Annotated in this window: 3 protein-coding genes and 1 pseudogene; 1 reads left to right on the forward strand and 3 read right to left on the reverse strand. The window is 52.9% G+C overall.

Annotation, left to right across the window (positions count from 1 at the left end; translation table 11 throughout):
* Window positions 1–9: 9 nt before the first annotated feature.
* The 3 genes and pseudogenes from HMPREF2787_RS04845 to HMPREF2787_RS04855 form a co-directional block, all read right to left on the reverse strand.
* A complete protein-coding gene (locus tag HMPREF2787_RS04845) occupies window positions 10–6363 on the reverse strand; it encodes a DEAD/DEAH box helicase (protein ID WP_070858541.1) in 6354 nt (2117 codons plus the stop codon).
* A gap of 6 nt (window positions 6364–6369) precedes the next feature.
* Window positions 6370–10931 (reverse strand): annotated as a pseudogene (locus HMPREF2787_RS04850) (DNA methyltransferase).
* A 9-nt stretch (window positions 10932–10940) separates the two neighbouring features.
* Window positions 10941–13955 carry a DEAD/DEAH box helicase gene (locus HMPREF2787_RS04855; RefSeq protein WP_070858542.1) on the reverse strand — a complete coding sequence of 1005 codons (3015 nt, stop codon included), beginning with the start codon at window positions 13953–13955 and terminating at the stop codon, window positions 10941–10943.
* A gap of 51 nt (window positions 13956–14006) precedes the next feature.
* Here HMPREF2787_RS04855 and HMPREF2787_RS04860 point away from each other — a divergent pair, with 51 nt between their 5' ends.
* Entirely contained in the window at window positions 14007–15026 is a 1020-nt protein-coding gene (locus tag HMPREF2787_RS04860) for a restriction endonuclease (RefSeq protein WP_210401193.1), read from the forward strand.
* Window positions 15027–15075: the final 49 nt, after the last annotated feature.

Genomic DNA, 15075 nt, shown 5'->3' on the forward strand with positions numbered 1-15075 from the left:
CTGTACTAGCTACGAGAGAAGAGAATCAGGAATAGCAGATGTTGTGAATCCGTCGGAGTCGATGATTGTCCAACCATCCGCCACAGCGGCGGCAAAGGACTGTGCATCGCCAGGGAAAACTAGGGCTACATGCTTATCTGGCCAACTTACCGCAGTGGGAATGCCGTTAATCTCTCCCCCGATGTCTGAAGGCTCGATGACATGTGAGGCCACCATAAGTTGCAGTGCTGCGACGACCTCGGACTCATCGCCTCGATACTCATCGATAGCCTCTGCCCACATGCCGGTCGCTGTTAATGTTTCCACCACAGATTCGTTGTGGTCTGTCTCTTCGGCAGCCCCGAACGTCTCGGACACTGTGTCAGTCATGCCAGGCGCAGTCGGTGTTGCGGGCGTGGCACTTGGAGAGACATTTTCCACGCTAATGACATTGCGGCCAGCCGCATAAGCATTGAGGTAGAGCAAATTAGCCAAGTTCAGGAACCAATTCCAAGTTCCTGTATTCGGAGTGCCATCTTCAACACGGAAATCGAGGAAGAACTGTGACCCCTTAACGCCGCACTCAACCAGCGGCCCAAATGCGCCTGGGTCCATCGATGCCTTCGCCAACGTGTGCAAACCAGCAGCTTTAGAAAGGATGTCCCAGGGCTTTCTCGGGTTCTCGAGTATAGCCAGAAGCTGCGTCATTGGGTCTGCCAATAGCAAGGCGTGCAAGCTGTCCTCGAGATTTAGCTTCCCGTTGAGCGGTTGACGGAAAGTATTAACGAACCATGAAGGGGCGTTAGGGGTATTCCCTTTCACTGTGTTTTGGCGAGCTTCCAGGTCCTTCATGGTCAAAGACCACGGCACGATACCGTCAGCGTAGAGCGCGTTACGACGAGCAATATCGTCTGCCACACGATTGTGAGTGGTACTCGCATGGAATTGCACACCGTCGACGTAAACAGCAATGCGGTCGAGATCTGCACCGTCTACATCAAAGTAAAAATCCGGTGTTGTGATGGAACCCAAGTTACCGGGGAGCTTCTTCTGCTCTTCCATCTTCCATGTCATCTTGGAGTTGGGGAATCTAATGGTCCACAGAGCATTAAGTCCGCGAGTCGACTCGTTGACCACTGCACCTGCAGATTTCAAGTCGGCACGCAGTTGCTCGAGAAACATCGCTTCCAGCTCAGACCTTTCAGACTGGGCTGGCTTCTCATTGGTGATACGGCCGTGCCAGGAGTCCTCTGGAATGTGTGCATCAGGATCTTCTGGGTGCGCGTCATCGAGAAGGATTTTGATTAGGGTCGCCAGGGCAGATTCCCGTGAGACGACATCCACATCACGAGCCGGTGTGAAAGGTAACAAGCAATGAGGGCAGGCCTTTAGCGGGGTCTTGCCGCACTCACAGTTGCGGAGCTTGTTATAAGCCTTAATCAGTAGGCGATGAATACCAGCGGAATCGGTGAATTGCGAAAGATAACCTGTTCCGCCAGGAATAGAGTCGTGGAGCAGCAGCATCTGGCGGACGCTGCCGTTTGATGCAGTGAATACTGAAGTGACATCGAGATGATCGGGATTGCCACCCAGATATTCCTTGAACCCCATCTTCAGCGCGGAAATTAGCGACGGGATAGCGCTAGTGTCTGTCGTCGATACAGAGGTGGGAAGGTGCATGAGAACACCCTGCGTCTGTAAACGGCGGCCTAGAGCGAACTCGATGGTGTCTTCGTCACGAGCGTGTCGCAGAGAACACCAGGGTTTGTGATCCTGCCAGCGGTTAGCGCCTGCTTCAGAATCGAGGTGTCCGCACTCGCGACATACCCGGAACATTGGTGCTTCAACTTCAGTGCCGGCAAGGTATTGACGGGCGCCGCCAGCAGGTCTACCTAGATTCAACCAGCGCAATTCCACTGTGGGAAGGTATTGAATACCGAATCCCGTGTCAGCCAGGTACCAGCCTTCGCCAAACCCTCCATCTGGAATCACCATCGATAGGGCTCGCTCAAATCGTGTTGGGCGGCGATCATCGAAACGGTCGGTAATAGCCGAACGCGAGTAGTCCACTGATGCGGAAACCTTGCGCATCTCGACGACACTCTTAACTTGCGAAATATCGCCGAATTTAGCTTCACCGCACTGTGGGCATGGCCCCTTATTCGGTACCTCTCCTGCACCTGGATAAATCTCTGAATAGGAGCAAGACGGGCAGATTCGCCACTTTTCTAAGGCTGAATTCTGTGGCCCAAGATCTACTGAATCCACAGTGGCTGCAATGCCTTGGGCATAGAACGTCGCGCCGGGCGCAAGCTCGAACAGGGCAGAGGAAATACCACGCGAGTATTCGCGTGCCTCTGTTTGAAACTCACCCGTCGTTGCGTCCGTCCTAGAAATTGAGACTGAGAATTCCACAGAGTCATCAAGCAAGGTGAAGTTTGGCAAGATACCAAATCGCTCTAGCGCGGAGACCCAATGCTCGGAGTCAAAAGAGTCCTTCAGTTGAGCGCGAGTGAACCTGTAAGCGGCGCGTGTTTTTCGCAGCTTCGACCTGATTTCATCATCAGCAATAGCTGTTTCAGCTTCTCTCTCAAGCTGGTCAAGCAACTCTTCGAGGACTTTACGGCGGCCGATAAGTACCTGGCGTGCCGCGCGCCAGTCTTTTTCAGCCTTGCGCAGCTGCTCGGCGAAGCCTTCCCGTACCCATTCGCGAAGTTCATCGAGAACGCTCGGGCGGGTTAGTCCCTCAATCGTGGACGCAAATTCGTCAACTAGGTTCTCAACTCCTGCCTCTAGCCGTTCGACCAGCTCAGAAACCAGGTTTTTGCCGCCGATACCGAATACTGAATTCGCATAGTGAGGTGTCACTTCGGTTTGAGTGAAGTCAATCGAATCAATCAAATAGCCTGCAAATTGGCGATGAAGAATTTCGCGTGCGGAAAGAAACGCTGCAGGCGGTTGGACTTCGCCGCCGATAGTTTCGGTCGGGTTCGTCAGCCGAGCAAGTGCTTTCTGGCGGCCGACTACCATGGCCAACACCAGGGAATTACCGGTGAGACGCCCGGCGCGGCCAACTCGCTGTACGTACGACGCGACCGTGTCTGGCAATGAGGCCAGCATCACCGTAGATAGGTCACCGATGTCGATACCCATTTCTAGCGTTGGGGTAGCGACGAGGATATTCGGTGCATCTGCGTTTTGCTTATCGACCGGTTTTTTGAATTCTTTTTCCAGCGCGACTCGTTCATCAGAGTCGAGAAGACCAGTGTGTTCCTTGGTCACCACGGTTCGTGAGTTTCGGGAGTGGTAGAGCCGACGGTAGTAATTATCGTGATTTTCGGTGATACCGAAAGTCCCTTCACATCCCAGGGAAATACACGGTGAGCCGTCGAGCAGTTCACGTCCGTGAGAATCGACCGCAAGACGACGCTGGCACACTGAGCACTCGAGAATCTCGCTCCTTTCTTCGGGGCAGATTACGATACGGGATGGCGATAGCGAATAAACTGTTCCACCGCTATCGGTAGTCACAGCATTGACAATTCCCCGGTCAGCCAAAGTTTTGAACAGCGAAGTTACTACGTGGGCTGCATCGCTGGTTGAAATCTTCAGCATCGAGGCGGTCCACCGCGCATACGTGCCGCGTGCACTGGCAAGTGGGTTGAACGAATAGTCTGTTTTCTCAGTTGGAAGGGGTTTACCGACGCGCGGGAAAGAAGGAGCGCCACCACGGGGGAACTTAGGGATTCCTCGAGCCGATGCTTCACGACGGTTCAGAAGATATGCATTGCCGTCATGCTTCAAGTAACTCTGAAGCAGGTTAGTCTCGATGCCACCTGCTTGACGCATGTATTCCAATATGCCTCGAGCCCAAGCAACGTCCCGTGCTCCGAGAGATTCCGCTTGCGATGCAGGACTATCTTCGCGGAGCATTCCCAGTTCGCCGATGACCTCATCGAGCTCTGCATCCGATACGTCGACGCCGACACTCAGAGCGCCGGTTGATACAAGAGATCGAGACAGATCAGAGCGATCACCAAATTCCAATGCCAAGTCGAGTTCGAGAACATCGCGCAATAGCTCGGTAGCGCGCTCTCGATCCTTTTTACCGGCATGGGGGTCCCAGAATCCGCGGAAGCGTTGATTCTCGGCGACCCAAGGTGGCAACAGCTCAAATTTGGCGCGGCTCGGGGAGGAATCCTGATCCGTCGAGTCAATCAACTTACTCGGCAGTTCGCTGAGCCGAATTGGGGTACTGCCAACCATTTGTCGCGTGCGGGTTCGAATAGCAAAGGTGCGAGCTCTGGATTGCACAAAACCAGCTCGGTGTGCGGCATCCTGGACAGAGTCGACAAAGACAAGAGACTTCTTCTCGCTATCATCCAGGTCGCCCATGCCGAACAGGTTCGAAATTGCTACCGACAGTAAGGTTGCGACTGAGGAGCCAAGGTAGCGAATGGAATTGGTTTCTCCGCAAGACGGGCATGACTGTTTCTTGGCTAAATCCTCTGTATTTTCGCCTGAATAAGTGAGTACAGGTACGATACCGCCCTGTTCTTTTTCCTCTTCACTTGGTTCCGAAGTTGAGAGTTGCTCTTCGCGGACATTGAGCCAAAAAATCCCCGCCGATTCATCTTCTGCCCGGTAGTGTCCGGACGTGATTTCGCTCGTGGCATCCAGCAGGGGGCGCATGAGGGGGCCGTTGTATATCGACTGTTGACGAATCTTTTTGCCGCTGGTTTCAATTGATTCTTCGCCAGCGGCCAGGGCAGTCATCCAGCCCGAGCGACCGCAGTTGCGGCAGTAGCAAGCGGGGAGCCAGTAGCTCTCGTTGTAGGAATTTTCGATGCCGTTATCCGACCAGCGGAACATCGCGTCATCATCGTTCAGACCGTCGGTTGCTCCCAGACCCACACGCCGATCCACGCGAGAGACTTCTCGTACCCAGAGATGAGTTTCTACGCCGGGGAATTTCTTGCCGTCCCATCCGTGAAGCCCACCAAACTTCGCACGTAAGTACGCGATCTCAGTTAAAGCATGGGAAAGAAACTCGGCAGCACCATTGTCGGGTAGACGCTGTACTTCGGCATCGAGAACAGCATCTACCAAGGTTTCACCGCAAGAATCAGCGCTTCCTAGCTGAATTGGAGTGGAGGTGTTTTCCAGAATTTTGACTACGAGCTCGCTTGTCGACGCTGCCGCGACCGACACATCGACATCTTCATTGCATCCAAATACCCGCTCGCAGAACACGCGATGCACAATCGCATCATGCTCAGCGGCGCCTTCGGCGGATTGATGAGAAATTTCATCATTGATGGCCACCACAACATCGCGAGAAGGCATCGATGTAGGTGTGGAGGCCACACCAGTAAAGTCTGCGATTGTATTTTGCCAGCTTGGAATATCCAGTGTGGTTTCACGAACAATGGCATCTGAGGAAAGCTCTTCACCAAAAATGGTGTGGGCAAAGTGGAGGATTTCCTCGGTGGCTTTCTCTCCACTACCTAGCGTGGCAGAGGTTGCCACGGGCGTAATCTTGCCTAGCGGCCGTGCAGCCTCAGCCTCATTGAGAAAACCTTCGGGCTGATGTTTCTTTAGACGCAATCCCATCCGGCGCAGCAAGAGTGCAACGTCTGTGCCCTGAGCGCCGTCGTAGGTGTGGAACTCGTCGAGCGCCACGTACTGAAGTGTGGTCGCTGATTTTTGCCAAATTTGTGCATCTGCATCACGAAGCAACAACTGATCCAACATTTTATAGTTGGTCAGCAGGATATCTGGTGGCGATTGTCGCATTGTCTTGCGGTCAGCAATTAGCCCGGAATTGCTTACCGACATCTGGCCATCCTGTCTTTCACCGGTGTAAATACCTGCCCGAATCCCAGCTAACTCAGGCTCGGTAGAAATCAGCGAGGCCAATCGTGCTGCCTGGTCATTTGCCAGCGCGTTCATAGGGTAGAGGATGAGCGCCTTTACTCCGCCTGAACGACCACGAAGTCGTTCCCGTCGGCAATGGTCCAGAATCGGGTACAGGAAGGACTCGGTCTTACCTGAGCCAGTACCTGTAACCACCAGAGTTGGTTCGGGACGACGCTCTTTACCATCGCTAAACGACGACAACCTTCTAAATGCTTCAGCCTGGTGGCGGTAGGGAACAAACCACTCTGGTAGCCACTCCAACAAGCCTTCCCATTGCGTTGCCGGTGCATAGGGCAGACGCGTGCGGATGTAGGGCCCGTGGAACATGCCATTGACTGGGTCTTTGAGGAAGCGCTCTAGATTTTCAGCAGTATTTCGTTCGGCGAGCGAAAAACTCGTGGTCAAATATTCGCTCAACCCATCGAGTACATGCTCGGCAGCGTAGGCAGGCAGAAGGCTGGACACGGCTTTTTAGAGCTCCTTCTCAAATCGTGCGTAGGCTGCGCGAAGATCAGCTTCGCGGTCTAGTGGCGCGAATGGATACTCAAAAGTGTATGTCACGTCTGACTGAGGGTGCGTCCATTTCCGCTGTTCTTCGCTTAATTCCTCTCCGGGCTTCAGTTTTCCTTCGAGCTTTGCGATGTCCTTCGGAACCTTGCGCCCATTCGCGTCGTACAAATCCTCCTGGTCATATCGACGCATCACAGGGAACTGAGTGCGGTAAATCATGCACAGTTCATCAGCTGTCACGCCAAGGGAAAGCGCGACAATTGCATCAATTTCATTTTGTGCATGCCATCGTTCTTTGGCATTCCGCAGCGGAGTATTAACAGTCCATTTTTCACCAGTGATTTCTTCCCACAGTGGCGCGTATGCAGACGTTAGGCAGTTAAGGCGTAGATAACACTGATTTAGCTTCTCCTGGAGGAAATCTGTCCTAAGTGGTGTGAGTTCGATGATTGACGGCCATAAGTGTGAGCCAATCGCGCGAAGTTCGAAATCGGATAGGAAAGATGAGAGGAACGCTCCGACCGTTGCGAGATTGTTCCAATGTACATTCGCGTCGAGCAAACCCGTAGAGATGACTCCATTAACATGTTGCGCGCCGGGAGGAATAAGGGATGGGTACATCGTTCGGAACCCTGTAAGTGCAGCCATCTGACGCCAGGCAACTCGGAACTGCTTGGAAACCAGCACCGGTCGATTTTCTGATTTCCAAGAGCCATAGTCGGCATCGTAGGTCGGTTTTTCGTCGCGGTTCGGAGCATAGGCCGTTGCCGGAATGAAGTCCTCTGGAATAGCCTCGAGATCGATTTCTGACCAGTCCTGGTTATGCTTCATTGTCGGATTTGGCTGCTTGATCATCGGGGTCGATACACCGAGGTGAGGACCTTGAAGAATGACATCATCCCATGACTCTGGATGCTGCCAGGACGTGTCGAAATAACCACGCTTCTTGTCAGCGGATTCATGCCAGCCGTTAGAGAATTGCAGCCCAAGTTCTTTTACTCGTGGTGCCGCAGCAAGCTTTGCTAAGACAGCAGCTGCTTCAGTGTTGACTGTATAGACAGTTCTCGAGCTGATAACTGGAGTCCCAGGCTCCTCGAGAATAGAGTGCCAAAGCTGCAACATGTCCATGTCTACCGTGATGATGCGATCGCGGTGTGGGCGAAGGTCCCAGTTGTCGTTGTCGTCCTTAAAACCAGGAAGCGGACCAGTGCCATCGTGACGAAGGGAATCGAGAACTGTCTTTGGATGATATAGCGAAGCAGCACTAATAAAATATGGTTCTTCCGCTCTAGTGCCATAGATATGGATCCCGTACTTAACCAGGTCATGGACGTCAAAAAGGACGAGTTCATTGATAAATTGCCAATGCCTGCGGAGACGTCGATAAGCACCTGCACGCAGCGGTGCAGCCTTCTTCTCAGTGAAATGAGACTCCGGGTGAATAAGCGAAACAATACCGTCATGGGCTGCGTTTGCCCAGGTTCGTTCCATGAAGCCTCGGTAGAGATCTGGTTGCTGACCAACTAAATGCGGGAAGCGAGTAGCGTCACCAAGTACAGCAGAAGTCACTACAGAGTCTGACAATCCTCGTGCGAGGGTCGCCAGAACGCGTTCATCGTTTGCTAGTTGCTTTCGGCGGGCCTTTTTATCTGACTGAGTCGGTTTGTGAGTGAGGCTAAACCATGGATCGTGTTCTGAATATAGAGCATCGACATCGGTGCGCGGACGAACCCATGGTGGGTTGCCGACCTGGAAATCAAAGCCTCCGTCAACCATCACCGCAGCGAAATCAAGATCCCAATGGAAAAACGCCTGGTCAGCTGAAACTTGTTGAGCAGTTTTCAGCCAAGGATGCGCCTCAATCAACTTGGAATAGGGGAGTGCACTGAACTCCAGCTGCTCCACAGAATTGAGCTCATCCCACTTCAGGTCATAACCAATTGAGTACTGGCCAGTTTTGGCCGTCGATTCCGTAGAAATACCAAGAGCATCGACGAGTGTTGACAGCCATTCTTCCTTTGATGGAAGAAGACTGACCTCAGTCAGCGGCCAGAACCACAGTGCATTCCACGCATCCATCACTAAGCGCAGACGCTGATAGGCACCGTCCATGTTGCCGAAAAGCTCGTGTTCAATCTGCTCTCGAGTGACGGCTTGACCGGAATTAGCAACTTCTTGGCCCCATACCGAAACAGTTCGGCTTACCTGGGATTCTGCGATACGTAGACGTACCAGTGCCAGTTGCCACAGTCTTTCCACCCGTTCACTTAGTTTCTTCAACTGCTTGATCTCAGGTGCTGCGAAAGCTCTTTGAATGGACTTGCGCCAATTTTTCATGGAAGCAACTTCTTCGGGTGCGACCTCTTTGAGATCCTTCGAATCTGCCGCTGCACCCCAACCAGTTGATGGCACAAGGAAGTGGTGCACCCGACCAGCGACAGACGGATCTGGCTGGCCACTTTCAATTGCTTCGGAAATAGATTCCACCGAATGGTGTTTTGGAGTTTCTTTTAAGTAGTCTCGATTTTTTAGCGAAGTTTTCGGAAAAGTCGAACGCTGGGCTCCAATTAGGGAGTTACCGTGACGCAGGTGAAGTCCGAACCACGGTGCCTTCAACTCGGCGGACATTGTGTCTAGCCACAACGAAATTTCAGCGAGCTCGACAGCAGTTTTATTCAGGTCCACCCCGTAAACCTGGTGGAGTGCGATAGAAGCCTTAACTTTCTGCAACTCTTCTGTAAGGCGGTCTGGTTCAATCTTTTGCCCGAGCTCTTCCTGCTTTTTGTTCAGGTAGAGCTCCGCTAACTGATTAACTGCTTCCACTGCGAAGGCGCCGGATCCCATCGCCGGTTCACAGATACTGAGTGTGAGGATATCGTCAGCGGTATCGATGCGGTGAGCGGCTTTGAGTTCTTCGATAGCTTGGCCAACCACAAATTCGGTGATGACCGGCGGAGAATAGAAAGACGCGGAGCGCTCACGATCTCGGGACGACTGCCGGAAAACGAAGTCACCCGGCGCATAGCGTCGATTTCGAGTTGTGCCATCCTCGAGCTTTTCCTGAACGAATGAATTTGCTGGAAGGTTTTGTCCGAGCTCAGGTGTTACTAGCCACGTACCTTTGGAAGAATCTCCCTTTGGGGCGACCTCAAACATTTCTTCTTGAGCAATTGAGCCAGTAAAGGACATTAGTCCCTCGTAGACTTGTCCCAGCTGGGTAACCCCTAGGGTTGCGTAGGAGACATAGCCGCGTTCTTTCCCCGCAGCTTCACGAGTTAACAGAAGGTTTTGCAGTACGCGGTGAAGTGCAGCATTAGACAGCTTTGAACGAGAGATGTACGCGATAGCGCTAGGCACAAATAAATCAGCTGACAGATTGCGGAAGGTCAGGCCTTCTTCTGCGTGAGCATCATGCAATGGGTTTCTTGGTCATTCGGGTCGTGACCGGTATTGACCAAGTTAAATAGCAGATTCAGACTGTCATAAAGGTATGTTCCATTTGCCGCACGGTCGGTGGGTGGCTCGACCAATATCTGGTCGCGTAGGTTAGCGAGCCCATAGCCCTCGTCATAGTCAGGAACTCCTGTAGGCAGGATATTGACTTCAGGGGACGCCTCGGCGAAGAGCAAAAAGAGAATGCGGTAAAGGTAGCGTAAAGCCTGCTTGGACAGCTCATTTCCGTCGACATCATCGATGTCGAAGCCTTGATGGCGGTAGCGCTTGAGGACATCGTTGCCGATAATCTCAATCGACTCTTTAATCGCTTCGCGCAAGTCTTCGGAGACTTTCACCGCATGTTCGCGGGATTCTTCGATTGTTTGCAACCACCACGTTGTTCCGTCAGCAGCGCGCTCAATGTGTTCGCGGGCCAAGGAAGCGACCACCAGACTTAACTCGCCGCGAGCCTTTGTATCATTGCGCTCTGCTGCCAGGGCCACATCGATTGCTAGGAACCGGCCGAGAGGCCACGATTCCCGTTCGGCTAAGACAACCATGTTGCCTGCGATTAGAACGACAAAGGTCGGAGGTCGTTCAGATAGAAATACCTCAGTGATAATTCTTGAGACCGGTACGTCCCAAGGTTTTTCATTCTTAGTAGCTGCCTCGAGCGGTTTAGTGGTGGGAAGATCTTCTACGTCGGCAAGCCGTTCGGTACGTAAATAAAGCGTCGTTCCTGCTGCATCGCGTGCGGCAGACAGTTTGATGACGTCCCCAGAGTAGTCGATGGAAACTTCTGTCGGCGAGGGATATCCGAACGTCTTCTCAATTTTCTCGGCAGCATTGATAACACTGATTTTCACATCGGCATCGATGGTCGACAGCGCGGTCTGCAGCTGATTGCGATTTGAAGTCATTCGCCCCCACGGTGAGACCGCGGCGCCGCTAGCCTTATCGTCTGCTTTCCACTGTTTAATTGCGGCATCGGCTCGCTTACTAAACGACTCACCCTTTTTCTCGTCAGTAGTGAGGTAGTAGTCGCTAATCCACTCGTCGACGTTGATGATGGAATCAAAAATTGCCATGGGAAGCTCCTACTTTTCTGTAGAGGGGAAAATGACGGCGAGCGGACGAATCAGTGTTCGCTCAGGAACAGACGCGGTCAGTAGCTCTCGCTCTTGGTTAACGAACCGCTGAGACCTGATAAGACTCATAGTGCTGGGACGGTCCTCAGCATCAACTTCCCAATTGGTGGCCAATTCGGACCAAGCATTCGTACGATTATTAGCGTCTTCGGTCGCAGCTTGCTTTGAGATATCAGTGAGAGACCGTGCCTCACGGAGACCCTCCCGAATTAGCACTTCAGCGTCCGCAGGCACGGCCAACGTACCGGTAGAAATTGCATCACCCGCAAGCCCCGTGGACCTCAACCAACCAATCGGATCCGAGATAGTGCGACAAACAGCACGGGGCATTCCCTCAGGTGCATCCAGACCGAATGGGCCAGGCTGCGCGACAATGAAAGCACGCGTGATTACTTGGCCACGTGAGTTGGTGAGAGTCGACATGAAAAGAATCGACAGCTCATCGATTGAGCCGGAAAATGCGGGTATTTGAGAACGCTCCATGGAACTCAACGCACGGTCGACAGCCCAATCCGTTACTGGGTGCAGAGGGCCGAGGAAGTGCGCTTTTGGCCAGGACTTCTCAGACTTCCCCTCACGAGCCATTCGCAGCTGAGAGTTACCCCGGTGCAGCGAAGTAGCGAGCATGAGGCGATCCTTGACCCTCCGATACGAGACATAGTCTTGAGGGAGGTAATCGAAACGGCGCTGTAAATCTCTCGGTGGTGTGAGCTCGAGGATATCGCCTTCTTGAATTGTTAAGTCCACGCCTCCGGCAGCGGAACGTTGCTCCGGAACTTCGTTGAAGGCCTCAGTGAGAGCATCGACGAGATAGTCCTTCTCCGATTGGTACAAGCTGAATGAACCAGGTTGCGATTTTGGCTGTTGAGCTTGGGGCGAAGTATCTGGGGAAGAAGCGGATGAGCTTGCCAACAAACTTGCTAGGAGGGCTTCAATATCCTCTTCGTCGTCAACCATAGTTTCAGACGATGAGGTGGGCGCTGAAGCAGCGTGCTTACCAGAACCAGGGGTGGGGGTGTCGCTCGTGGCCGCAGCAGCGGAACCGAGTATTTGCTGTGCAGTTTTGACAGTGGAGTCAAAGTCGCGAGCGCCGCGAAGGACATCGCGAATTTCGTCTTCTTCACGTTTGGCGGAATGCTGTCCCATCAAAGAAGAAGCGTCACCCAGTAACTGGTTCGCCTCATATTCGCGTTCAATCAGTTTGGTGAGAACGTGGATTTCACCGACGGCATCGGCATCAGAGGGGTCCAGAAGCAGAGCTGCAATACGAGGGTTATTCTCCTGCCCGTATCGATCAATGCGGCCATTGCGCTGCTGAATTCTGATAAGAGACCACGGAATATCGTAATGAACGAGATCGTGGCACTGGGCATGTAAATTAACGCCTTCAGATGCCACATCGCCGGTAATGAGGACTCTTAGCTTTGTATCCGTACGTTTGAATTCGTCGATAAGCTCCATCTGCTCGATGTCAGACATTTGGCCGTGCATTGTCTTGACCGCGGCAGGGGAGAGCTTTAGATCCCGAATCAGGTTTTCCTGCAACCAGCCCAGCGTCGAAACACGCTCGGAAAAGATGACTACCCGGTTTTTGGATCGCTTGCTGATCCCCACCGTTTCAATCAAATAATTGACTAATGAGGCATATTTGTTCGAAGCCTCTGAGGTGACCTTGGAGTTGAGCTCAAGGAGTCGCTGTAAAGCCAGCTGCTCTTGATTGTTGGTCGTGCCATGTTGAGTTTCAATCGTGCGCAGACGATTCCTAATAGACGCTTCGAGTGCAGCTGGTGACGACAAGAATGCCTTCACCAAAGTCCATGCAAAAAGATGAGAACGCGAATTATCAACCGAATCAGTGGCTGAAATCCATGTATCCCGAAGCTCGTTGGCTACCGCGTTTTCCTCATCTGAAGCTTCGACCGGAATGTTAAGAGGCTCCTCGCGGGGAGCCCACTTAGCACCGACGACGGACTTTACCTCAGGTGAGTTTCGGTGACGGCGGATAATGAGTTTCTTCGCCAACCCCATATCGATGGAACCATCAGGCCGTACTGCGAGTGGGTCTAGCAGTTTGAGGATTTCCTTGAAAGACTCCGGATTGCCATTGTGCGGAGTTGCCGATGCCAGGATGAGCGCCTCGGTGCGCGGTGCGAGCGTCCGCGCGAGGTCATTGTTCTGGGTGCCCGAGTTAGTGGCATTGTGAATCTCGTCGATGACGACGATGTCCCAATTCACCTTTTCCAACTGCGCCTTATACTTCGCAGACTTCAGAGTGTCCATAGAGACAATGACACGAGGAAAGTAAGAGAAAGGGTTCTTGGAAGCGGGTAGTTTCTGGCGAACTCTTTGAATGCCCTGGGAATCGAGGCGAACGAGCGGAATCGCAAAACGAGTCCACATTTCCTGCTGGAATTGTTCAAGCACATGCTTTGGGGTGACAACCAGGATGCGTTCACCGCGGCCACGGCGAATGAGCTCGGCAACAATCATGCCGATTTCAAGAGTCTTGCCCAGACCGACGGCGTCGGCAAGCAAAATGCGCGGACGAATGTGCTCAGGGCTGAGCGCCTTGCGGACTGCATTGAGCTGATAGTCAAGAGGATCGGCCAACATGCGTGTGGAGACCTCAAGGTTGTTCTGATACAGCGGCACAGGCGTCTGACGGATCGTGGATTCGAGCCAAAGGCGGGACTTACGAAAGCTAGGGGAATTATCTGGCTCGATGGTGACCTTTGCTGGGTCGAAAACTTCGAGATCTCGATCGAGGGCTGTGTAAAAGGTTGCCGTGGTATCGCGTACATAGTCCGAGATGCCGCGAGCCTTAACTTTGAAGCCGTCACTTGACCTGGTGACGTGGGTGATTAGCCAATATTCGTCACGAACTTTAATGGTGACGCCAGGAGAGAGCTGATCGAAAGCATCAGGAGTGGTCCCGTGTGACGGGGCTTCGGAAGTTGCGGCCATGGAGCCCAATCTACCGTTACAAAGCTTTAGGAATCGAAAGGGGACACCTGTATGGGAGGACCGCAAGATAGCTATAGTTTTCTTATGGTGCCAGACAACACTCCAACCATCGATCAGTTCCGTCCTGCGGTACTACGGGTATTAGCTGACGGGCAAGAACGTCGGCTAACGGAGCTTGGGGATGATGTAGCCAAGTACATGGGGCTTTCTCCTGAGGTTATAGCGGAGACAGTCCCGTCCGGGCAGCCGCGATATAGAAATCGAATTGCGTGGGCTTGTTCCTCATTTGCTCAGGCGGGTTTGGTGCTTCGGCCTAAGCGTGGACGATACGTAATCTCGGATGACGGGCGCCAGGTAGATGCAAGAAGCCTTGCGGAATACACCGAAAAGGACATGCTGGAGTGGCCCAAGTGGCGGCAGTACCAAAATGAGATTAGGGAGCGTAAGAGCTCTGGTAGTGCAGCAGTTGACTTGCCGACGTCCTCGGACGTGCGCAACGAAGGGACCCTAGCTGAATGGGAAGGGGCTTCGGCTAATCCGACGAAATCTCCATTAGAGATGGTGGAGGATGCGCGAGCTGATTGGAACGCGAAGGTTTCCACCGATCTGCGGCAGCGCCTCCAGGACTCGACCCCAGTGTTCTTTGAACGCGCAGTTATTGAACTGCTGTGGACGATGGGATACGGCGGTGTCCACGGGCAGAAGCAGCACCTTGGTAGGTCGAATGATGGTGGCGTCGATGGGGTCATTCGTGAAGATGCCCTGGGGCTAGGGAAAGTCTATGTGCAGGCCAAACGCTATGCTGACTCCAATTCCGTTGGGAATGGAGAAATAAGAAATTTCATTGGTGCGCTAGATTCTCGGGGTGCTAATAAGGGCGTATTCATCACGACTTCTCGTTTTACCAACGGGGCAGTAGAAGCTGCCGCAAACTATCGGCACGGAACAATCGTCCTGATTGATGGCGTGAAACTATCCGCACTCATGCTTGACTATGGTGTCGCGGTCCAAAAAGCACATGAGATTACTCTTTACGAACTGGATGAAGACTTTTTCGAAGAGGACCAGTAGGGCGTCTCACGGCGGGTGTGATCTGTCACTGTGAGGTTACTTGAGTGGG

Source organism: Corynebacterium sp. HMSC061H03, assembly GCF_001838215.1.
GTDB classification, from domain to species: Bacteria; Actinomycetota; Actinomycetes; order Mycobacteriales; family Mycobacteriaceae; genus Corynebacterium; species Corynebacterium jeikeium_D.

Excerpts from the sequence above, each read along its gene's own strand:
- HMPREF2787_RS04855 (WP_070858542.1), bottom strand. The coding sequence starts at position 13,955 with ATGGCCGCAACTTCCGAAGCCCCGTCACACGGGACCACTCCTGATGCT.
- HMPREF2787_RS04860 (WP_210401193.1), top strand. The coding sequence starts at position 14,007 with ATGGGAGGACCGCAAGATAGCTATAGTTTTCTTATGGTGCCAGACAAC.